At 46.8% G+C, this 22,703-nt stretch carries 21 protein-coding genes and 1 other RNA gene; 11 read left to right on the forward strand and 11 right to left on the reverse strand.

Annotated features, from left to right (window positions below; genetic code table 11):
- Positions 1–132: 132 nt before the first annotated feature.
- From ACH10T_RS00990 to ACH10T_RS01000, 3 genes are all read right to left on the reverse strand, one after another.
- Positions 133–324 (reverse strand): hypothetical protein, encoded by a 192-nt coding sequence (locus tag ACH10T_RS00990; protein WP_394807480.1) that lies wholly within the window; start codon positions 322–324, stop codon positions 133–135.
- 89 nt (positions 325–413) lie between these two features.
- Positions 414–659: a transposase gene (locus ACH10T_RS00995; RefSeq protein WP_394807481.1), complete on the reverse strand. Its 246-nt coding sequence runs from the start codon at positions 657–659 to the stop codon at positions 414–416.
- Between the two features lie 212 nt (positions 660–871).
- Positions 872–1,786, reverse strand: coding sequence for a LysR family transcriptional regulator (locus tag ACH10T_RS01000; RefSeq protein ID WP_394807482.1), 915 nt, complete (start codon positions 1,784–1,786; stop codon positions 872–874).
- 191 nt (positions 1,787–1,977) lie between these two features.
- On the opposite strand from ACH10T_RS01000, the gene ACH10T_RS01005 reads away from it, so the two are divergent.
- The 4 genes from ACH10T_RS01005 (at position 1,978) to ACH10T_RS01020 (ending at position 7,132) form a co-directional block, all read left to right on the forward strand.
- Positions 1,978–3,399, forward strand: coding sequence for a form I ribulose bisphosphate carboxylase large subunit (locus ACH10T_RS01005; RefSeq protein ID WP_394807498.1), 1,422 nt, complete (start codon positions 1,978–1,980; stop codon positions 3,397–3,399).
- Positions 3,400–3,478: 79 nt separating this feature from the next.
- Positions 3,479–3,835: a ribulose bisphosphate carboxylase small subunit gene (locus ACH10T_RS01010; protein WP_394807483.1), complete on the forward strand. Its 357-nt coding sequence runs from the start codon at positions 3,479–3,481 to the stop codon at positions 3,833–3,835.
- A gap of 105 nt (positions 3,836–3,940) precedes the next feature.
- A complete protein-coding gene (locus ACH10T_RS01015) occupies positions 3,941–4,747 on the forward strand; it encodes a CbbQ/NirQ/NorQ/GpvN family protein (protein WP_013965371.1) in 807 nt (268 codons plus the stop codon).
- A 57-nt stretch (positions 4,748–4,804) separates the two neighbouring features.
- Positions 4,805–7,132 carry a nitric oxide reductase activation protein NorD gene (locus ACH10T_RS01020; RefSeq protein ID WP_394807484.1) on the forward strand — a complete coding sequence of 776 codons (2,328 nt, stop codon included), beginning with the start codon at positions 4,805–4,807 and terminating at the stop codon, positions 7,130–7,132.
- A 78-nt stretch (positions 7,133–7,210) separates the two neighbouring features.
- Here the strand turns inward: ACH10T_RS01020 and ACH10T_RS01025 are convergent, their stop codons facing one another.
- The 4 genes from ACH10T_RS01025 to ACH10T_RS01040 all read right to left on the reverse strand — a co-directional run bounded on the left by ACH10T_RS01025 (position 7,211) and on the right by ACH10T_RS01040 (position 10,076).
- Positions 7,211–8,689: an AAA family ATPase gene (locus tag ACH10T_RS01025; protein WP_394807485.1), complete on the reverse strand. Its 1,479-nt coding sequence runs from the start codon at positions 8,687–8,689 to the stop codon at positions 7,211–7,213.
- Positions 8,647–8,952, reverse strand: a complete 306-nt coding sequence (locus tag ACH10T_RS01030; RefSeq protein WP_394807486.1) for an AAA family ATPase — start codon at positions 8,950–8,952, stop codon at positions 8,647–8,649. Before ACH10T_RS01030 ends, ACH10T_RS01025 begins: the two co-directional genes overlap by 43 nt.
- 310 nt (positions 8,953–9,262) lie before the next feature.
- The gene (locus tag ACH10T_RS01035; RefSeq protein WP_394807487.1) at positions 9,263–9,691 is read right to left on the reverse strand and encodes a DUF86 domain-containing protein; all 429 of its coding nucleotides are present in this window, start codon (positions 9,689–9,691) and stop codon (positions 9,263–9,265) included.
- Complete coding sequence (locus ACH10T_RS01040) at positions 9,684–10,076, reverse strand: nucleotidyltransferase domain-containing protein (protein WP_394807488.1); 393 nt, start codon at positions 10,074–10,076, stop codon at positions 9,684–9,686. The genes ACH10T_RS01035 and ACH10T_RS01040 overlap by 8 nt, the downstream gene beginning before the upstream one ends.
- Positions 10,077–10,551: 475 nt before the next feature.
- Here ACH10T_RS01040 and ffs point away from each other — a divergent pair.
- The 7 genes from ffs (at position 10,552) to ACH10T_RS01075 (ending at position 20,360) form a co-directional block, all read left to right on the forward strand.
- An RNA gene (ffs, locus tag ACH10T_RS01045) (signal recognition particle sRNA small type) lies at positions 10,552–10,650 on the forward strand.
- A 91-nt stretch (positions 10,651–10,741) separates the two neighbouring features.
- Positions 10,742–12,370 carry a DNA polymerase III subunit gamma/tau gene (gene dnaX, locus ACH10T_RS01050; protein WP_394807489.1) on the forward strand — a complete coding sequence of 543 codons (1,629 nt, stop codon included), beginning with the start codon at positions 10,742–10,744 and terminating at the stop codon, positions 12,368–12,370.
- Positions 12,360–12,683, forward strand: coding sequence for a YbaB/EbfC family nucleoid-associated protein (locus tag ACH10T_RS01055; protein WP_394807499.1), 324 nt, complete (start codon positions 12,360–12,362; stop codon positions 12,681–12,683). The genes dnaX and ACH10T_RS01055 overlap by 11 nt, the downstream gene beginning before the upstream one ends.
- Before the next feature lie 138 nt (positions 12,684–12,821).
- On the forward strand, positions 12,822–15,167 hold the full coding sequence (locus tag ACH10T_RS01060) for a beta strand repeat-containing protein (protein ID WP_394807490.1): 2,346 nt from the start codon (positions 12,822–12,824) through the stop codon (positions 15,165–15,167).
- Positions 15,151–18,330: a beta strand repeat-containing protein gene (locus ACH10T_RS01065; protein WP_394807491.1), complete on the forward strand. Its 3,180-nt coding sequence runs from the start codon at positions 15,151–15,153 to the stop codon at positions 18,328–18,330. Before ACH10T_RS01060 ends, ACH10T_RS01065 begins: the two co-directional genes overlap by 17 nt.
- A 215-nt stretch (positions 18,331–18,545) precedes the next feature.
- Positions 18,546–19,376, forward strand: a complete 831-nt coding sequence (gene rluB, locus ACH10T_RS01070) for a 23S rRNA pseudouridine(2605) synthase RluB (protein WP_394807492.1) — start codon at positions 18,546–18,548, stop codon at positions 19,374–19,376.
- Between the two features lie 186 nt (positions 19,377–19,562).
- The gene (locus ACH10T_RS01075) at positions 19,563–20,360 is read left to right on the forward strand and encodes a sulfite exporter TauE/SafE family protein (RefSeq protein ID WP_394807493.1); all 798 of its coding nucleotides are present in this window, start codon (positions 19,563–19,565) and stop codon (positions 20,358–20,360) included.
- Between the two features lie 93 nt (positions 20,361–20,453).
- On the opposite strand, the gene ACH10T_RS01080 is transcribed toward ACH10T_RS01075, so the two are convergent.
- The 4 genes from ACH10T_RS01080 to ACH10T_RS01095 all read right to left on the reverse strand — a co-directional run bounded on the left by ACH10T_RS01080 (position 20,454) and on the right by ACH10T_RS01095 (position 22,439).
- Entirely contained in the window at positions 20,454–21,029 is a 576-nt protein-coding gene (locus ACH10T_RS01080) for a class I SAM-dependent methyltransferase (RefSeq protein ID WP_394807494.1), read from the reverse strand.
- Positions 21,030–21,278: 249 nt separating this feature from the next.
- The gene (locus ACH10T_RS01085) at positions 21,279–21,404 is read right to left on the reverse strand and encodes a type II toxin-antitoxin system HicA family toxin (RefSeq protein WP_394807495.1); all 126 of its coding nucleotides are present in this window, start codon (positions 21,402–21,404) and stop codon (positions 21,279–21,281) included.
- 86 nt (positions 21,405–21,490) lie between these two features.
- Positions 21,491–21,700 carry a type II toxin-antitoxin system HicB family antitoxin gene (locus tag ACH10T_RS01090; RefSeq protein WP_394807496.1) on the reverse strand — a complete coding sequence of 70 codons (210 nt, stop codon included), beginning with the start codon at positions 21,698–21,700 and terminating at the stop codon, positions 21,491–21,493.
- Between the two features lie 292 nt (positions 21,701–21,992).
- Entirely contained in the window at positions 21,993–22,439 is a 447-nt protein-coding gene (locus tag ACH10T_RS01095) for a hypothetical protein (protein ID WP_394807497.1), read from the reverse strand.
- Positions 22,440–22,703: the final 264 nt, after the last annotated feature.

Raw genomic sequence — 22,703 nt, forward strand, 5'->3', positions numbered from 1 at the left:
CCTTGATCTCAAACGGTACTATGAACCCCTCCGATTCCCGCTACGGCCTGCCGCGCTTTCGTTTCCTTATACGCTGCAGCCGGTGGCCTCCCCACCGCCGTATCGGACCTCCAGCACTGGGCAATAAATCTTCTAGAACATGCCGACCCTGCTACCCCGGAAGTCGATGGGTGACACTTCCGTTATTTCACCACCCATCCAACGGCCTTCCCTTTCTGACCACAGGGTCGGCTCCTCCAGCTCGTTTACGAGGCTACGTGTAGGTTCACTTGCGTTACGGCCTGCTCTTTTGCTGTGTGAAAACTTACGACCCCGCCTTACCACGACGCCGCTTCCTCATGCTACCGAGGCGTACGGACAACTCCTCGGACGGGACTTTAACCCGCTAGATTTACTGCTGTTACTGCGAACAGTCAGGCCTGGTATTGCAGGCGCTCGTCTGACAGGTTGTTCAGGCGTTGCAGAATGAGCATCTTAAACATGAGAACACGGCAGATGGGCTTGCGTCCGGCTGCGCTTTTGCGCTCTGTGGAGTCGATACGGGAGAGAATGGGGCGAAACATCTCCCAGTCAATGACGGCGCTGAGCCGCTCCAGCGGGTCGCCTGCTTCAGAGAGCCTGGCGTAGCGGTTTTGAAGGTCAAACAGGCTGTTTTGCATGGCATGAATGTCGTCCGAATGTCTGTGCCTAGTTTAGGCGTAGTGAACTTCCTGCGCTTGAGAAAATTGGGGAATTTATAGAAGTGCCCTGTTATTGAATAAATTCGGATTGAGAAAGTGTATATGAATTACTTCAAATCAGACTCGTCAATATGTAGGCAAACTCTTACGCATTTCATTAAATAGAACCTTGACTTAAATCAGAGAAATTCCTATTTCTTTGATTTGGCCATCAATTCTGCAGCTTCTTTTAACAAAAATTCTCTGAAAGCATTGGCGACACCGGATAGGCGCTTATTCTTCCTGTTCACCACATGCCAATAACGAATAATAGGAAAACCCTGCACATCCAGGATCTTCAAACGATTCGTTTCAAGTTCCAACTCTGCCGTATGCTGCGACATAATACCTAGCCCCATACCCGCCTGAACCGCCTGTTTGATCGCTTCGGTTGTGTCTGCTTCCATCCCTTTATTGATTTTTACTTCATGTGCTGCAAAAAAACGCTCCATGGCGCCGCGCGTTCCAGAACCTGATTCACGTACCAGAAAAATTTCCTTGGCTAATCGCTTAACCGGTATAAGCTGTTCTTTGCACAAAGGATGATCCGGCGGCGCTATCACGACCAATGGATTCTCAATAAAGGATTCACTATCTATATCGAGATCATCAGGCGGCTGCCCCATGATTGCGAGGTCTATTAAATTGTCAGAGAGGTGTTTCAATACGGTTTCACGGTTAGAGACATTTAAACTGACTGTCACACCCTTATAACGCTGGCAAAACTTTGCCAATAAATGTGGTGCAAAGTAATTGGCAGTCGTCACCACTGAAATATTCAGCTTGCCCCGCTCCATGCCTTTCAATTCATCCAGCGCAACCTCCATATCAGCTAATTGCTGGGAAATTGAACGGCTATATTGATATAACTCACGTCCCGCATCAGTCAGATAGATGCGTTTACCCAGCTGCTCAAATAGCGGCAAACTAATGTTGCCTTCTAGTTGCTTAATCTGCATGGAAACAGCCGGTTGGGTCAAATGAAGTTCATCCGCTGCGCGGGAATAGCTCAAGTGTCTGGCAACCGACTCGAATACTTTTAATTGCCGTAAAGTAAGATGTAGCATACATCAACTCAGTAAGTTTAATATAAGCATAACCTTATCATAAATATTAGAATTATTGATTTGTTCTTATAGGTAATTAACGCTATAGTTCACTCCATAGATTCAAGTAGTCATGTTTGTAACGTAACATCCTCTCTTTTCTGTCTAAGCTGTTGACTGGAGTCGAGTGGAATTTAACTGGAGAAGAAACTATGGCAGCAAAAATATATAACGCTGGTGTAAAAGAATATAGACACACCTACTGGACCCCTGATTATACGCCGCTGGATACCGATCTTCTGGCATGTTTCAAAATTACGCCACAAGCCGGTGTACCTCGTGAAGAAGTTGCTGCTGCAGTGGCTGCAGAATCTTCTACAGGTACTTGGACCACAGTGTGGACTGATCTTTTAACCGACTTGGACTACTACAAAGGACGTGCTTATAAGATTGAAGACGTGCCTGGTGATGACACCTGTTTCTACGCATTCGTAGCTTACCCGATCGATCTTTTTGAAGAAGGCTCCGTGGTTAACGTGTTGACCTCGTTGGTCGGTAACGTATTTGGTTTTAAAGCGCTTCGCGCACTGCGTCTGGAAGATGTTCGTTTCCCAATTGCTTACGTCAAAACCTGCGGCGGACCGCCAGCAGGTATTCAAGTGGAACGTGATCGTTTGAACAAATATGGCCGCGCGCTGTTAGGTTGTACTATTAAGCCTAAGCTGGGTCTGTCCGCCAAAAATTATGGTCGCGCTGTGTACGAATGTCTGCGCGGTGGTCTGGATCTGACCAAAGACGACGAAAACGTTAACAGCCAGCCTTTTATGCGTTGGCGCGATCGTTTCGAATTCGTGGTGGAAGCTTGCCAAAAAGCTCAGCGTGAAACCGGAGAACGTAAAGGTCACTACTTGAACGTCACCGCGCCAACTCCAGAAGAAATGTATAAACGTGCAGAGTTTGCTAAAGAATTGGGCGCACCGATCATCATGCATGATTATTTGACGGGTGGTTTAACAGCCAATACGGGACTGGCTAACTGGTGCCGCAACAACGGAATGCTGTTGCACATCCATCGCGCCATGCACGCCGTGCTTGATCGCAACCCGCACCATGGTATTCATTTCCGCGTTTTAACCAAGGTACTCCGTTTATCAGGGGGTGATCACCTGCATTCCGGTACCGTGGTAGGCAAACTAGAAGGTGACCGTGCAGCAACCCTCGGCTGGATCGATACCATGCGTGACAAATTCATCAAAGAAGACCGCAGCCGCGGCCTGTTCTTCGATCAAGACTGGGGTTCGATGCCAGGTGTATTCCCAGTTGCTTCGGGCGGTATTCACGTTTGGCATATGCCAGCACTGGTTGCTATTTTCGGTGATGATGCCTGCTTGCAATTTGGTGGCGGTACCTTAGGCCACCCATGGGGCAATGCTGCTGGTGCCGCTGCTAACCGCGCAGCATTGGAAGCCTGCGTCGAAGCACGTAACCAAGGTGTTGAAATCGAGAAGGAAGGCAAAGCGATTCTAACCAAAGCTGCTAAGAGCAGTCCCGAACTGAAAATCGCCATGGAAACATGGAAAGAAATTAAGTTCGAGTTTGATACGGTTGATAAGCTCGACGTAGCCCACAAGTAAGCAACACATAACTAAAGAAGAAGAGCCGATAGTTAACATAGCTTTTCTTCTTCATCTCTCTAAAAATGAGGAATAAAGAATGAGCGAAGTAATAGACTACAAATCACGTGTTAGTGATCCAGCAAGCCGTAAGTTTGAGACATTTTCCTACCTGCCTGCAATGTCTGACAAAGATATCAAGAAGCAAGTACAGTATTTAATTAGTAAAGGCTGGAATCCAGCCATCGAGCATACAGAACCAGAGTATGTAATGGATTCCTACTGGTATATGTGGAAACTACCCATGTTTGGTGAAACTGATGTAGACCGCGTGCTGGCAGAAGCTGCTGCATGTCATAAAGCCAACCCGGATAATCATGTCCGCTTAATTGGCTACAACAATTTCAACCAATCGCAAGGCACAGCCATGGTGATATACCGCGGCAAGACTGTTTAAGACACGACGGGTTTCGTACCCTGGAACCCCCTTCCCTGCAAAGGATCGGGGGTTTTTTTTGACCAAAATAAAGTACTTTTCAGACAGCTATAACAGGAGTTCATCATGAGCGAAATCATTGATCAATACCGTGTAACCACCGAGCCCTATTACCATCCCGTAGCTGATGAGGTGGAATTATATGAAGCCGCCTATTCGGTGCGCATGCCGATGATGCTGAAAGGTCCTACCGGCTGTGGTAAAACTCGTTTTGTTGAATACATGGCATGGAAATTAAAAAAACCGCTGATTACCGTAGCTTGTAACGAAGATATGACCGCATCCGATTTGGTGGGCCGCTTCCTGCTCGATGCCAACGGCACGCGCTGGCAAGATGGGCCGTTGGCTGTTGCGGCACGCTATGGCGCCATCTGCTATCTGGACGAAGTCGTTGAAGCGCGTCAGGATACCACTGTCGTGATCCATCCATTAACCGACAATCGCCGTGTCTTGCCATTGGAAAAAAAAGGCGAACTCGTTCATGCGCACGCCGACTTCCAGATTGTCATTTCCTACAACCCAGGCTATCAAAGCTTGATGAAAGACCTCAAGCAATCCACCAAACAGCGCTTTGGCGCACTGGATTTTAATTACCCCAATCATGACGTTGAAAGTGAAATTGTGTCGCATGAAACGGGGGTGTCCACTGAAATTGCTGAAAAACTGGTATCGATTGCGGAACGTGCACGCAACCTCAAAGGTCATGGATTGGATGAAGGAATCTCAACGCGTATGCTGATTTACGCAGGCAGTCTCATCGCCAAAAAAGTGGATGCTCATGCCGCTTGCCGTGTTGCGCTGGTGCGCCCCATTACCGATGATCCCGATATGCGCGATGCATTGGATGCTGCAGTTAGCACTTTTTTTAATTAAGCGTCCTTATAATTCAGAAACCTATCGATTGTTTTGTAAAAATAAACAGGTGCTCCCATGAGTATTAATCTGGATGACTACAAAGAATTACTGGAAGATTTAGAGCCAGAATCGGTTGAATTACTCAAGCATGCATGGCCTGAAGCTGTCAAAATCTTTTCATCGCGCGGATTGGATAACTACTTGAAAGGCGCTTCGGCAATTCGTGGATTAAGGCGCGGACGCAGTCTGGTAGATTGTTGGATCGATGAAGTCCCATTGGTAGCCAAAGAAATTGGTGAAGACATTATCAGCGATCTGGCAACTTCTGCACTTTCACTCGCCTCCAGAACTTCCGGCGCAGTGATTGAGCTGGTATTAGCCACCTCTCCCACAGCGGCCAAACGCCTCGGTGATGCGCAACTATTCCAGAATTATCTGCAATTCCTGAATACTTTGATTGCACAAGCACCGCGTGGCATGCGTCCGATGCTCAACAAATTGGATATTCTGTTTGGTCAACTGACTCTGGGCGGTTTGCGCCGTTGGGCGATGTGGGGCGCGCATGCGCATCGCACGAATTATGAAGAGCAAATCAAATATTTTGGATTGGAATCCAAGGAATCACTCGCGGTACTGCAAAAGGAACGCAAAGGCACCCTGTTTGTGGATGTGCAGCGCCGTATCAATATGTATCTGCGCGCACTGTGGGCACGTGATTTTTTCATGAAACCCACCTCCGGTGACTTTGAAACGCGTGAAGGTTACAAACCCTATATCGAAAATTACTTCATTTACCTGCCTGATGCCTATGACAGCCATGCGGGTGTATCCGCCACCGAGGTTTATCGTGCCGCCGCCGCTCATGCCGCTGCGCATCTGGTGGAAACCAAACAACCGATTTCTGCGGAAGGATTGAGTCCGATGCAAATGGCGGTCATCTCCGTGATCGAAGATGCGCGCGTCGAAGCACTTGCCATTCGCCGCTTCCCAGGATTGCGTAAAACCTGGGCAACTTTGCATACCGCCACACCGGATAGGGCTGTCACCATGGGCGACTATCTCAATCGCTTGGCACGCGCTTTACTCGACCCGGATTATCAGGACAACGATCGTTGGATTGCCGAAGGCCGTCAGCATTTTGCAGCCGCACAGGACAAACTGGATACCTATCAAATCTCATGGGACATTGGCGTTCAGCTGACGCATAGTTTTAGAGAAAAAAACATTCCGTACGCCATGCTATCGGATCAACTCACCGCACCGTATCGCGACGACAATCGTTATTTCTGGGAATTTGAGGAATTTGATTTAAATAAATCGCTGTCGGCTGGTTATGAAGCACCCAAACAAATTCGCAAATATGTCAATGTGATGGAATTCGCCAACGAAGTCGAGGTGGAAACCGCCGGAGATGATGCGCAGGAAATCTGGGTTATGGGTACCAAATTTTTCCCTTATGAAGATACCGGCGTTTCCTACAATGATCTAGAAGGCAAAGAACCGGTGTCGGCGCCCTATCACTATTCCGAATGGGATTACCAGATTCAATTGGAGCGCCCGGATTGGGCAACTGTACAAGAAAAACGCCCGAAACTTGGCGACATACAATGTATCGACGACATCGCGCAGCAATACAAACGCGAAATCGCGCGCATGAAATTCTTGCTGGATGCCATGCAACCGCAAGGCACGCGCCGCATCCGCAAATTGGAAGACGGTGACGAAATCGATATCAACGCCGCGATCCGTTCGATGATCGACATCCGTATGGGCATGCAACCCGATCCGCGCATCATGATGCGCTCGGTGCGCAAAGTGCGCGACATTTCAGTGCTCGTGCTACTGGATTTATCCGAATCCACCAACAAAAAAGTCGCCGGACATGACTATTCCGTGCTGTATCTGACTCGCCAGGCGACGGTACTGCTCGCCAACGCCATCAACAAAATCGGCGACCCTTTCGCGATTCACGGCTTCTGTTCGGATGGGCGGCACGATGTGGAATACTACCGCTACAAGGATTTCGACCAACCCTATAACGAAATCCCCAAAGCCCGGCTCGCCGGCATGACCGGGCAACTCTCGACCCGCATGGGTGCCGCGATGCGCCACGCCACCCATTACCTAAAACTGCAAAAGTCTGCGAAAAAACTGCTGCTTGTCATCACCGACGGCGAACCCGCCGACGTTGACGTGCGCGACCCGCAATACCTGCGCCACGACACCAAAAAAGCCGTGGAAGAAGCCGGCCGCTCGGGCATTCTCACCTACTGCATGAGCCTCGATCCGCGCGCGGATCAATATGTGTCGCGCATTTTCGGTGAACGTAACTATTTGGTGGTGGATCATGTGGAACGGTTGCCGGAGAAACTACCTGTGTTGTATGCGGGGTTGACGCGGTAAGCGATATGATAAGGTGGATAAGGTTATGCCTTATTATACATAAGATTTCTATGATAATGACAAGGCGAAATCCACCAATTATTCAATTTTATCTGTGATCAGGGTGGTTAGTTTGATGAAGAATTCATGAACATCCGCATGAATTTCTTCGCGATCCATCGCTGCCGCCACATTTTCTCTAATCAGTTCTATTGATGGATCGCCTTGCCGAAGCGTGTGAAATAAAGAATTATTGTTTTCGAATAAAATGCGCTTGCCGTCCACTATCTCAAAAATATTCGCATCCACATTGCGCCAAGTCTTGCCGAGGGGAAGCGTCAGATTCTGCCCCTCAAAAAAAATAGTAATGCTTTGCAACGCATCTTGAACGAAAAGATCACCTAGAGGGCGACACGCCGCGCGCTTCCATGCATCCGGCACGAGCAGATAGTTCTCGATATTTTTGCGCTTCCATTCTACTAACGCAGGATTGTCTGAGGGAGGATGAAAGGCTTCATCACTGCCGTCATAATCGAATAGCATCAGTCTCTTAACATTAGGAATAATCTGCTGCAAAGCAGCAAAATGTTGATTGGCGCGATCCTGCATGTTTTTCTTACCGCCGCCTCCCATGGTTTTGAAACATACCTTGTCGATTTCTGACAAAGCATTACATGAAGCAGCCCAAGCACGAAGAATTCGTTCGTCACTTTCGCCCTCTACATAGAGGATAAACGGCGAGGCCATCAGTTGCATGATCTCTTCATTTGAAACATCCGCCATAGCGCGCAATACACTCGGTGTGGATTGAATACGTGTAGGGGATTGTTTGAGTAGAGAAATAATTTGGCTGGCATCCACTCCTTTGGCAAATTCTTCAGCATGGGTAGCGATTAAAAATTGTATATTTCTTTCAACAGATTTTAATTTGAAATAATCAAGAATTTCTCGCTGCAAATTGACGTGCAAATGCGCGTCCGGTTCATCTAAGAGTATAGTAGTTGGTTGATAACCATAAAGAAAAGCAAGTAATGTCAATGTTTGGTGAAAACCACTGCCGCCAGCAATGATGTCGTAACTCTTACCATTCTGTCGATACTCGACAGTAATATAAACATCCTTGCCCATCTCATATTGCGGCGAGGAAATTTTAACCGAAAACCAGCGCTCGACCACATCGGCTAATTCGTTCCAGTCCTTTGGTGATGTATAATTTTTTTCAATACGTCCATCTTTTCCTCTCGGCGGCATTGGGCATACCTGTAATAAGAGATTGCGTAACACACTTCCAGGCTGACCCTTGCCGGCTTGTTGACGAATCGGCGCATCGTCTAACCTTTTTTCCAGCGGCTCCAAACCGGAAAAAGGAGGTACGTAAGCAATTCTTGGCAAATCTCCCTGCTGTTTGTAAGCGCGGAATTTAGCCCATCCGCCAGTGGGAATAGCATAGATTGTTTGAGATAAATGATATCGTAACTCGACACCAAATTCGTCAACTTCACCTTCTTCTCGTCGCCAGTGAACAAGGATTTCGATCAGGATATATTCCTGTTTTTTTTGCCATTGACCGTCGGCCAATGACGATCTGTTTTATCTTTCCAAAGCAAGTTGAATTCAGGTACAGGAAGTGCTGTAAAGTTAGGTAGAACTACTTGAATGCCTCTGTCACCAACGCGATTGGAACGACGAAACTCATCCACACAAAACTGCCAGATCGCCAACGCTTGAAGTACCGTACTTTTACCACTGTTATTGCGTCCGACCAACAAATCAAATTGCGTAAAGTCATAAGTCTGTTCACCAACATTCTTAAAATTTCGTAAAGTAAGTCGTTTAATCATCTGAGTATTAGATTAACCTTGTTCGTTGAACTATATCACGTGTTTTTAGATTTATCCGCCACTTAAGGATCTTGTTCCACCAAATAGCATTATTCCTTAGCACGGTGGGTTTGAGTGGTGGTAGGAAATCTAAATTTCTGTTAAGCCGCTTACAACATAGCAGTAGCGAGGGTCTAGAGCAGAGAATATTTTTAGGTTCAAGTTTGATAGGATGTGCCGACTCCAGAAGGTGCATCAATCTTATCATTCAATTTCATAACCTTCATGACTTTTGCTAACCAGAATGCCTTTTCGTCAACGTGCTTCATACTTACTCTTTTGTCTGAGAAGCGTCACCCAACAACAACGCCTGGCTGTATTCCAGAAACTCATCCAAATGTGTTTCGACGATACTAATCAAGATCGGTAGTTGCAGCGCCTGATAGTTTTGTTCGGCAATGTTGCGAAAACCCACCATACGTTTGAGCTTATCGGCAGGTTCGGCATCGATCCAACCGCTCTGCGCCAGCAGCGCAAATACATCACGCGCACTTTGCGGCACCCCCAGCTTTTCACGCCGAATTACGTGCTGCCCCATGTCCAGCGCTGCTTCGCAAGCCCGTTGAATGTTCAGTATGGCCGCATCTTGCCGAGTAAAATCCATGGGAAAAGTAGCGGGATTTTTTACATATTCCTCCCTCGCCCGCGCCACACAGCGCTCGATGGTGGCAGCCTTGTTGATCAGCACATCATCAGCCATAGACCTTTCCCCTTTTTTGAATGTCGGCTAGCAACCCGGCACGGGCGGTGTCCAGCTCCGTTTTCTCACTCAAGATGGCAGCCTCGAACAAAGCCGCTTGCGCATCCAACGCCCACCAGCGCTGACCGGTGGTGATGACTTGATATTGCATCACGGTGGAAGCGGCACGCAGATCGAGCAGATCAACCGGACAGCCTGCCACATCGGCCAGATCACCCGCCAGAGTCCACAATACCAGAGGCTCGGCATAACCCGCGACCAGCACCGCCAGATCGAGATCGCTATCAATTTGTGCTGTGCCTTGAATGCGGCTGCCGAAGACGTAGATGGCCAGCAGATTAGGCAGACTAGCCCGCAGCGTTTGGATGATGGCAGCCTGGTTCACAATGCGAAGCAGCTCGCTCCAACAAGCCAATCTGATAATAAATCAAGATTTAAAAACATAAGTTCATGTGCTAAGGAAATTTAAAGAAATCAATTGATTTTGAGCGTTTGATCGCATCGGTGCCGCCTAGCAATACTTTGATGAGCATGCGCTTGATTGTACCAGTCAAACCAATCAAAGTAAGCGCCATTTAATGGTTTCCTTTAGGAATAAACAAGGGTTTCACCAATATACACAGTGCGTTAGTGAATTTAAGATAGCGTCGTTGGTTAAATAATTATTGAGATATATTCTTTGATTATTCGATGCAAATAGCTATTCTGCATGATAAAATAATTTAGAAATATAGCCAGGATCGCTTATCCGCAGAGGTTTCCATCTTCTCGGACAGCTTTCCTGACACACATTATTCAGTAATCGAATTGAAGTAATCAATCATCTGCTGATATACTGCCGGCACTTTGATAAGTTTTATGGCGGGCCTCCCCGCATTGCAAGATGGTGAATCTGGTCAGGTCCGGAAGGAAGCAGCCACAGCTGTTTATTGCGAGTGCCGGGGGTCTGGCTCGCCACCCAACACATATCGTTGGAATCGATTTTTCTATATTTTCGGACTATTTACTGGTCTCATCGGTCAGATTCACATTTCCAATTCAATCAAAACCGTGTCTCAAACACAAGTCCTTGCGCGTAAGTGGCGCCCAAGAAATTTCTCAGAATTAACTGGACAAGAGCATGTGGTCAAGGCGCTAACCAATGCGCTTGAACAAAACAGGCTACATCATGCTTATTTGCTAACAGGTACACGCGGCGTTGGTAAGACGACCATTGCCCGTATTCTGGCCAAATCACTCAATTGTGAATCGGGTGTATCCGCGACCTCATGCGGTACATGTCCCGCATGCCTGCAAATCGATGCGGGCAGTTTTATTGATCTCATTGAATTGGATGCGGCTTCCAACACGCAAGTCGATAATATGCGTGAGCTATTGGAAAATACGCTGTACGCACCTACCAGCGCACGCTACAAGATTTACATCATTGATGAAGTCCATATGCTTTCCAAATCAGCCTTCAACGCCATGTTGAAGACTTTGGAAGAGCCGCCTGCACATGTCAAATTTGTATTGGCTACCACGGATCCCCAAAAAATACCGATTACTGTTTTATCTCGTTGTTTGCAATTTAATCTGAAGCAAATTCCGCAAACACAAATTATCGAACACCTCAGAAAGGTATTGGCACAAGAAGAAATCCAATGCGACACCCCATCGTTGCAATTAATTGCTCGTGCGGCCCAAGGCAGTATGCGCGATGCGCTCAGTTTGCTGGATCAGGCCATTGCTTTCGGTGAGGGGCATGTTGCAGAAGCCGGTGTCCGGGATATGTTAGGCAGCATTGACCAGGGTTATCTTTTTGATCTATTGGAAGCGCTGGCACAAAAGAATGGCCTAAAATTATTGTCATTGGCGGATGAAATGGAAGCACAGTGTCTTTCGTTTGATTCAGTCTTGCAGGATTTGGCAGTTTTATTGCATCGACTCGCACTGGCACAAACGGTTCCGCAAGCGATCAGCGAAGATGCACCCGAATACGCTCGTGTTTTCTCGTTGGCGAATATTTTTCCGCCCGATGACATACAGTTGTTTTATCAAATTGCATTGCACGGACGCAGTGATCTGAGTCTGGCACCGGACGAATATGCCGGTTTTACCATGACGCTGATGCGCATGTTGACCTTCATGCCGGATGATCTTTCAGCTAATAATCAACCGCTGCAAGTTTCGGCAATGGATACTAAGCCATCCAGTAAAACGAATACTACACAGCAAGCTGAACCTGAGCAGATTGTGCAGCCCTCCCCTGACAGTATCCGTGTTGATTTATCCGATCTGGATTGGCCAAAATTGACTGAGCAATTGAAGCTGACTGGAATGGCTAAAATGCTGGCACAGCATAGCGAAGCCAGAGTTCTTTCAGCAGAAAATATAGAGCTATATGTACCGGATGTGCATAAGCACCTGTTGGAAAAGAAATATCAGGATAAAATCCGGACAGAATTAAATAGCTATTTTGGCAAACCTGTCATGCTTAATTTTTCCGTTGGTAGCCTGACAGGATTGACGCCCGTGGCACTGCAACAACGTGAAGCAGAAGAAAAACAGGAACAAGCCATTGCAGCCATTGAGAAGGATCCGATTGTGCAAGAACTGATCGAACAATTTGATGCAAAATTAATCGTTCCTTCAATTAAACCCATTCAAAATAAAGGAGATAGTAATGATGAAAGGTAATCTGGGAAACATGATGAAACAAGCACAAATGGTGCAGGAAAACATGCGGCAAATGCAGGAAAAGCTCGCCACCATCGAGGTGGAAGGCCAATCCGGAGCGGGCCTGGTCAAGGTCGTCATGACTTGCCGTCATGATGTCAAAAGAATCAGTATTGATGACAGTCTTGTAGGCGATGACAAAGAAATGCTGGAAGATCTTGTAGCTGCAGCTTTTAATGACGCTGTACGCCGTGTGGAATCCACCACACAGGAAAAAATGGCAGAACTGAGCAGCGGATTGGGTTTACCGCCGGGCATCAAATTACCTTTCTAGAGTAAGTTATCACCTATAAATAACGATATACGATAATTTATTTACTTTATTAGGGTAATTCATTTACCCATTCATTCGGTAGAATCAATTTATATACGTGGCATCATCGATGCTACTTAAGTAAATTTGAGGAATACCATGGATGACAAACAACTGGAAGTGGTACAAACAGTTGAAGCGATGTTCCGTGCGGCGCCGGGTGCACGTTATTTAAATGAATTTGTTGCTTTTATTAAAAATACTGGCAGCTCTGTTAAAGAACTGGTCAATAATCTTGCACAGACTGATGTTTTTAAACAGTCGCTCTATTCAGACACGCTTTCCAATGCTACGTTTGCCCATCAGTTTGTAGAAAATACAGTCGGGACTCTCGTAAACCAGGAAGATAAGGCATGGTCCGCCACAGAAATAGAGAAAATGCTGGTGGCTGGCGAAAGCCGAGGAGAAGTCATTCACTGGGCAGCAACAGCACTGGCATCGATTGATACAGACAATACGCATTGGGGTGCTGCAGCCCAGCAATTTAATAACAAAGTCGAAGTAGCTGCCTACTATTCTATTGATCAAGGCGGATCCGCCACAAGCCTGGCTGTTTTACAGCATATAACTAAAAATGTTACTGCAGATGCCAGCAGCGTTACCTCAGCGAAAGCAGCTCTAGAATCGGGTGTAAGCGGAAAAATAATCGATGGTTATATCAAGAGTGCCAACGTATTTTCAGATCTAAATGGTGATGGGATTCACAATAGCAATGAATCCAGCACCACATCGGATACATTGGGTAATTTCTTTTTACCTGGGGTAAATGGTTTCGGTCAGTTGATCGTGTCCGGCGGAATCGACATTTCCACTGGAATAGCATTCACCGGAAGTATAACGGCCCCTCCAGGTTCAACGGTCATTACTCCGCTGACCACACTCATTGACAAGATAACGCAAAATAACGCCATGCCTGTGGCAGATGCTACCGCAAAGGTATTGGCATCGCTGGGTTTACATCCAGGCGTTGATTTGCTTCACTTTGACCCCATTTATGAAACCAGTCGAACAGACACTAGCAAGACTGCAACAGACATCGCTTTAGCCATTCACATTGCGACTGTTAAGGTGAGTATTCTCATCAGTCAGACCGGGGCATTACTAAGTGGCTCAGGCGTTCTAGCGAATGAAGCTGCGGCTATTGATTTAACCTATGAAGCACTTGCTGCATCACTGGTGAGTAATATCAGCAATACCGGTTTAATTGATCTGTCAGCCAACAATACCATCATACAAATCATTCAAGATACTACTGAATTGTCAGGGGCTAACAATTCCGAGTTATTCAAAATTGGCACTTTGGTAACCAGTGCTTCACAGGCCATTGCTAATTTAAACAAAGCAGTTGTTAATGCCTCTACAAGCATTTCTGATAAATCAAAAATACTGTCCAGCATTGCCGCTGTTCAGATTGTATCCGAACACATTGAATCAATGATGCGATCCGGAGCCGCAATAGGAAATGTCGAGAATGCAGTCAGTAGCACATCAGGACCCACTTTAATCAATGCAATCACAATAGCTGGCACTACGGTAGGTGATGTAACCGGTGACGGATTGCCGGATCCATTGCCATTACCTCCGGCACCATCAAGTGGCGGCGGCGGTGGCGGCACTCCGACTCCAACCACTGTTCAATCCTATTTAGCAACCAGTGCGACTGCATTTTCAGGCACTTCGGCAAATGACATCTTGTCGATTTCTACTGCAGCAACCTGGACTCCCCTCGTAATGACCACGGTTGTCCTAGATGGAAGCTCAGGCACTAACACATTGAGCGTACAAGATGGTTCCAATATCACATCGGCGATTGTGATCAATTTTCCTCATTTAACCTTTGATGCGACAGGCGTTACTGGGACCAATGACGTAACCATGTCAGCCTCACAAAATCAACTTTTTACCGGCACGATTACGGCAGCAGGCACTGGCGCGAATGGTGAGAAAATCACAATTATCAGTGATGGCACCATCACAACATTAACAGAAGTAGAAAATTACACTGTGGGTGATGATTCGACAAATGCACGCACGATAACCGTTTCTAATGCGGGCACGAATGTGACTGCCAGTTCGACAACCGATGCGATCACTTTTAACCTGGGTACACTAACCTATACGGGTACCCTCACGGGCGATAATACAGTGGACGATGTTCTCAGCTTGAACACCGGTGCAAATGTCAGTGGCGGCAGCATAACCAATGTAGAAGCGCTGACATTGACGTCGGGGGCATCGATCACCTTATCAGCATCACAAAATCAGAACTTCACAGGCACTATCACAGCCGCAGGTACCGGAGTGAGTGGTGAAAAAATCACCACTAGCGGTGATGGTGCAGTGACGGCCTTATCCAATATTGAAACCTATGAATTGGGTGATGACACCACCAATGCCCGTACGCTGACAATCGGTTCAGCAGCATTGAATGCTGATTGCGAATAATGCCAGCGATACAGTGACTGTAAATGCGACAGCATTAGCGCAAAATACCGCATTGACTCTGGCTGCGGCAAGCACTTCGGCGTTGATAGTCACTAGCTTGGTCGGCGATATGATTGCCTCCAATCTGAGCGGGGCGTTGGCAGCAACCACAGCCAACGCAGCGGATAACGGAATCAGTATTACGACAGGAACCGCTGCGACATCAGTGAATGTGGCCGCTGGCGCGGCGTCCGATACCGTGAGTATCAACGCTGCTGCTTTAACCAATAACATTGGCCTAACCATCACCTCGGGTGGTGCTGCGGCCGGCACAATCAATATCACCAATCTGGTTGGGGATATGACTGTTTCAAACCCGACCAGTGGCACAATCGGCGTTACCGTGACAGATAATGCGGTTGACGATGGAATCGCCATCGCAGCCGGAGCAGCCAATCTAGCAATTTCAAGCGTAGCAGACGGCGATACCGTGACGATCACTGGATTTACTGGAACAACATTAACCGGGGCGATTGCCAATACCACGGGAAAATTCAATATAACCACGGGCACTAGCACCAGCAGCATCACCACAGGTGCCGGTGACGATACTTTTACTTTTGTTGCTGGCACTGGTTTGACCAGTGCAGACACAGTAAACGGGGGTACTGGGACGGATACGGTCGCGCTGACTAGTAACACAGCGATTGCTGCAACTAACTTTAACAATGTCAGTAATATCGAGGTCATTACGATCGCCAATACGAATACGACTGTTGCAATTACTACGCAAGATACTTTGGTAGCAGCAGGCGCTACTTTGACGCTATCGAATGCGATCAATTCGGGTGTACTGACATTTATTGGCAGTGCAGAAACAAATGGTAAATTCAATATCACGGGCGGCACAGGCATCGACAGCATTACGGGCGGGGCTGGTGATGATACGTTTACCTTTGTCGCAGGAACAGGATTGACTACCGATACAGTCAACGGCGGCACCGGGACGGATACAGTGACATTGACCGGCACCACGGCCGTTACTGCGGCTCAGTTCAATAATGTGAGTAACATCGAAGCCATTACGCTACCCAGCATGGTCAATACGACGATTGCCATTACTACAGTGAATGCACTGGTAGCAGCGGGAGCCACGTTGACATTATCCAATGCGGCTAATGCAGGTATATTGACATTTAATGGTGCTGCAGAAACCAACGGTGCGTTCAATATCACCGGGGGAACAAGTAACGATACGATTACCGGTGGCTCGGGAAATGACACCATTGCCGGTGGAATCGGTAACGACAGTATTACCGCTGGCTTGGGGAATGACACACTGACCGGAGATTCCGGTAATGATACATTTACGCTTGCTGCTGTTTCTGGACTTACCAGTTCAGATAGTATGGATGCAGGTGCAGGGACGGATACGGTTGCGCTGACTGGCAATACCGCTTTTACCGCAGCCACTGATTTCGACAATATCAGCAACATCGAAACCATTACGCTAGGCAACACAACCACAGCTGTCACGATTACCACTCAGGATACCTTGGTTGCTGCGGGTGCCACTCTGACGTTATCCACCGCGACTACTGGCGGGCTAACTTTTAACGGTGCTGCAGAAACGGATGGCGTATTTAATATCACAGGTGGTGCAGGTAATGACAGCATCACGGGTGGTGATGGTGCAGATAGTATCACCGGCAGCTCAGGAAGTGACAGTATTATTGGTGAAGGGGGTGACGACACATTTACCTTCGTTGCAGGCACTGGCCTAACCAGTGCAGATACCACAGTAAATGGCGGCACAGGAATTGACACGGTCACGTTAACTGGTAATACGGCGGTTGCCGCGACCAATTTTGATAATGTGAGCAATATCGAAGTGATTACGGTTGCCAATACGACTACAAATGTCGCCATTACCTCAAAGGATGCACTGGTTGCCGCAGGAGCTGCTTTAACGCTGCAAGCAACGACACTGACTACTGGCATATTAACGTTTAATGGGAGTGCAGAAACAGATGGCACTTTCAATATTACAGGTGGCGGGGCAGCAGACGTTATCACGGGGGGAACCGGTAATGACATGATTGACGGTGGCGCGGGAAATAATGTCATTACAGCGGGCCTAGGTAACGATACGATCACCGGCGGTTCAGGCAGCGAAACCTTCACTTTTGCTGCTGCCACCGGTTTAACCAACGCAGATGTTGTAGACGGAAATTCGGGAACAGACACAGTCGCCTTAACCGGAAATACGGCATTTACCGCGTCAAATGACTTCGACAGCATCAGAAATATTGAAACCATCACACTGGTCAATACGAATACCGCGGTCACTATCACTACGAAAGATATTCTGGTTGCATCCAGTTCAACTTTGACACTCACGAATGCCGCCAATTCCGGTGTGCTGACATTCATTGGCAGCGCAGAAACGGATGGCAACTTCACGATCAATGGCGGCACCGGCAATGACAGTATCACCGGGGGCGCCGGTAACGATACGCTTGCTGGAGCCACAGGTGACGATACGCTCATCGGTGGCGCCGGCAATGACAGTATCACCAGCGGCGCAGGCAATGACAGCATCACAGGTAATGCCGGTGCGGATACGATTATTTTGGGTAGCAGTGCAAACGATAATACCCGGCAGACAGTGATTTTCAGTTCCGTTTCGGATGGTGCCGTAGCCGGTGCGAGTAGCGGCGCAGATGCAATAACCCAATTTGATGCCAATGCTAGCGATGCTACGGATGACCTGCTCCAGATCACCGGAACATTAAAAACAACGTTGGATGATGATAGCGATGGTATTTTGGATTATTCGACAAGTGACGGTGCTGATTTAGGAAATCAAACCATCGCTGGCGGCGTTAATCAGGAAGCAACCGTGTTGTTTGACACAGAAATCGAGATTGCCCTATCAGCTTTTACAACACCCGGATTGGCGAATGTTCTGGGCGAATTGGCAGAAGAAATCGATTTTTCCGCTATTGCTACGGGAGAAGAACATTTGTTTATCATCAATTTCTCTGTCACACAGACCGCGATAGTATTGTATACCGCCGGATCAGGCGGTGATGATACGATTGCTGCTTCGGATATACAGGTTCTCGGCATTGTGACGCATAATGATGGCACCAGCCTGGTAGCGGGCGATCTGACATTTTAGCAAGCATAAAAAATTTAACTTTTAATCATGAAGTTGCTCGCGCTTACCCAGCGAGTATTCACCGTCCGCAGAATGGTGTTATTTATTTTTGTGACATAATTTACAATGTAGCGATTGATAAATTCATGATTGAACGCTAAATGGTTTAAAATCCTTCATCTCACGTTTCATCAAATAGTTTTTTTCGTCAGCACAATTCCCGGGTTTAAGCATTCATGAAAGTAAACAGGCCAATCAGGCCAATAAAGAAAAAAATATCCGTTGTACAAACTGATGAAGCAGAACAAACACCAGCTCCTCCCAGTACACCGGCAACACCCACTTTCAAGTTACAGAAACTTCTGGCACAGAAGGGACTAGGCTCGCGGCGGGAAATGGAAGTGCTAATTGCTTCCGGTGCAGTCAGTATAAACGGTAAAGCTGCTGTGGTAGGCGACCGGGTCGGCGCGCAAGATCTCGTGCGCATCGGCAAGCGTGCAATTCGTCTCAATCTGGAAGAAAGTCTGCCCAAGGTCCTGCTGTATCATAAACCGGAAGGCGAGATTGTCAGCCGGGATGACCCCGAGGGGCGTCCTTCCGTATTCGACAAACTGCCCCATCTCCGGTCTTCCAAATGGATTGCCATCGGGCGCCTGGATTTTAATACCAGCGGATTGCTTATTTTCACCACCGACGGTATGTTGGCCAATCGGCTGATGCACCCAAGTTTTGAAGTGGAGCGCGAATATGCCGTGCGGGTATTGGGAGAACTGACGCCCGAGCAGATAACGCAACTGACCACCGGTATTATGTTAGCCGACGGACAGGCGGCTTTTTCGTATCTGGCCGACCAAGGTGGAGAAGGCGCCAATCACTGGTATCGTATCATTCTAAAAGAAGGCAAAAACCGTGAGGTACGACGCATGTTTGAAGCGGTTGGATTGACGGTAAGCCGCCTGATGCGTGTGCGTTTCGGTCCGATCAACTTACCCCCGCGGATTAAACGCGGACAGTGGTTAGAGCTTGACGAGAAAGAAATCCGGCGTTTGTTGAGCCTAATCGCATAACGTGCTCTTTTTATCGTTTATCTCACCATCCGATCAGTTCAGTACGTCCAGAGCGCTTCAGGATACGGGTGTTACAAACAGGCAATCACTCCGGATGATCCGTCCGAATGACCATTCATTATGGCTATTCTGTAATGTGGCTTAATCTTTTTGTTTTTCCCCTTCAATTTTATAGAGCCTGATTAAATGGAATGGTGGTTGATTTACCTGCTGACCGGTACGTTTGTGGGTTTCTTTGCCGGGTTACTGGGCATTGGTGGCGGACTCATCATCGTACCGGTGCTGATTGCTATCTTCACTGCCCAGGACTTCCCTACCGATCGCATCATACATCTGGCACTAGGCACCACGATGGCCACCATCATCTTCACCTCAGCCGCCAGCCTGCGCACGCACCATCAGCATCGGGCGGTGGATTGGCAGATTGTGAAAAACATAACGCCTGGCATTTTTCTCGGCACTTTCGGCGGATCCGCTTTAGCCAGCTCGATGACTGGCCAACTATTGAGCATTATTTTTGTGATTTTCATCTTTTATGCCGCCACCCAAATGCTACTGCAATTTCGCCCCAGCCCTATTTTTCAGCTCCCCGGAAAAATCGGCATGTTTCTCGCCGGTAGCGTAATCGGCGCACTCTCCAGCCTAGTTGCGATAGGCGGCGGATTATTGTCCGTGCCATTTCTGACTTTGTGCAAAATCAAACTGCAACACGCCATCGGCACCGCAGCCGCCATTGGTTTCCCCATCGCACTGGCGGGCACCGCCGGTTATGTCGCGAATGGCTACCTGCAACCGGAAACATTGCCTGAATACAGCTTGGGTTATGTCTATTTGCCGGCACTGGCCTGGCTGGTGCTAGCCAGCATGCTGACAGCCCCCTTCGGTGCAAGGCTCACGCATTCCACCAAAACTGCAGTGTTAAGAACGATCTTTGTTGTGCTGCTATATAGCTTAGGTATCAGGATGTTAATGAGCTTATTCTAATTGAAAAGAATATGTACTAATGAGTGCCGACCACATTCAACCTGCAAGTACACCGTTGTAGGATCACACAGCAAAACTGCAGTAATACTATTACTATTCGCCCTTATTTTTTGCAATTGCAATCAAGCTCAATGGGTTAGGTAAAAAATAATCAAAACCACAAAACTTAAAATCTTCCTCAACCCAATGTGATCGATGATTCTCCAAGGGATTCGCAGGAACTTCTTGCGCAACAAATTCTTTAGGTGTACTTACCAGTACGGAGTCCTTGCATACTCGCTGACACTCTCTAAGAAAAACGACCCCTTGTTCCTTATCAAAATGCTCTAGGATGTCTATCGCAAGTACTAAGTCGTACATTTTATCTTCCAATGTAAGCAGCAACTCTAGCGCTTCACCGATGAACAGATTAGTGTAAGCATACTCATGAACTGCAGTAATATATCCCGCATAACCTTCAATCCCATCGATTCTAACCTTCCATTGCTCCTTGCTACGTTGACGTGCATTTGAACCATCAATCTCAAAAAGATTTACGTTCTCTAGATTTGTGCGTAGCAAAAATCCGTACTGCCCCATTCCAATACCAATATCAAGAATTGATTCTGGATTCTGCTGTTCAGCAAAACCCACTATTGTGCTGATCTGATTACTATAGCTAAATGGCATATTCTTTTCCTTTAGAAGGATTTTAGTCAATTGATTAGTAAGTTCTCACTTAATCTCGGTGCAAGGCTCACGCATTCGACCAAAATTACAGTATTAAGAACGATCTTTGTTGTGCTGCTATATGGTTTGGGTATCAAGATGTTAAGAGCTTATTCTAATTGGCGGAAAGGCGAGACGCGGTATTTCAATGCGCATCTTGAGTCGATTTTAACAGCGAAATTGCAAGCGTAATAGGACATTAGCCACTTGTTAAACTTCGAATTCATTCCTGGCAATTCCTGATTGGCGAATAATGGACTGAAGTGTTCCAATGCGTATTTCAGAATGATTGGGTACCGGCACAGTGATTGTGGTATTTTCAATTTGTTTCTGCATAATGATGGGCTACACATTGACGAATTCCAATAAAGCCGTGGCGCGCCAGAATACCACAAACTTGCTGCCCCGATAAAATTCGCAACTTACTCAACGGCAATCTCTAATCGAGTAATGTAAATCTCATCATGAAATCGCTGCTGAATTTCTGTGGGAGCCGCAGTTTCAAAGAATAACTCCAACGCTTCTCGAAGATTCTCTCGCGCTTCTTGAACAGTATCGCCTTGGCTGGCACTGTCGAGCTCCGGACAGAAAGACACGTAGCCATTACCTTCACGCTCAATTATGGTCGTCATTTGTTTCTGCATGATCTTTACTCCAGAATTTGATACATGAATGAATATCGAATACTTCTATTTCACACAACATCTATGTTGTTCAATGATAACAACATAAGCAGATAACATTGAACTCATAGACATTGCTTAGCTGCGCCCCAAAACCAACTTTAGGGAGCCTCTGAATAACTGTCATTTCGAGCATAGCGAGAAATCTATGTTTTTGATTCAGAAAGATTCCTTACTACGCTCGGAATGACAAAGGTAAGTTATTCAGCGACTCCTTAGGTAATGCGAATAGAACGAATCGTTATGTTTTTACAGAAACGTTCTCCAAACCGTATTCTTCGAATTCTTTAGCCCACTTTTCTTCATGCTTGCCCAATACCTTGAATCTTTCAATGGACTCCAAATTTAAAAATTCTTTTTCTCCTAACTCTCTGATCGCGTCCCTACTTGCAAATCGATCTATCAGCTCATCCCAGAACGTTTCTTCGTTATATTCATCAATAAATTTTCGATGTGGCGATTCCATTTCAAAAAAATGGGTCGGGTAGTAACCATCCAGCTCCTTTGAATATTTCACCTTATCTTCACAACCGAATTCAGGCGAAAGCGCGTACAGCTTTCCTTCGAGCTCTTCGTAAGGCTTTTCAGTTGGCCCCTTTTCAACCTTATTTGCCGAAATCACCCAATTTGCAATATCAATCATTTCAAGTAGGGTAACAAACTCTTTTTTTGTAAAATTGATCTTCATGTTTATTTCCGATTTAAATAAAAACACAGCCGTTGGGGTCAAATACAGAATCACGAATCAAGTACAGATAATGCGCACACTACGAGTTCACAAAACAAAATAGATACACGGATTCATAGGAGATACTCTTGATTCGCGACCTGACCCCATGTTTCCTCCGTGTTTCCTAATTTTAACAATATCACTGCTGCCGAAATTAATCGTATTGAAAAACGACTCAACAATCGCCCCAGAAAATGTTTAAATTACAAAACACCCTACGAG

It is taken from the genome of Nitrosomonas sp., assembly GCF_043753625.1.
GTDB lineage: Bacteria > Pseudomonadota > Gammaproteobacteria > Burkholderiales > Nitrosomonadaceae > Nitrosomonas.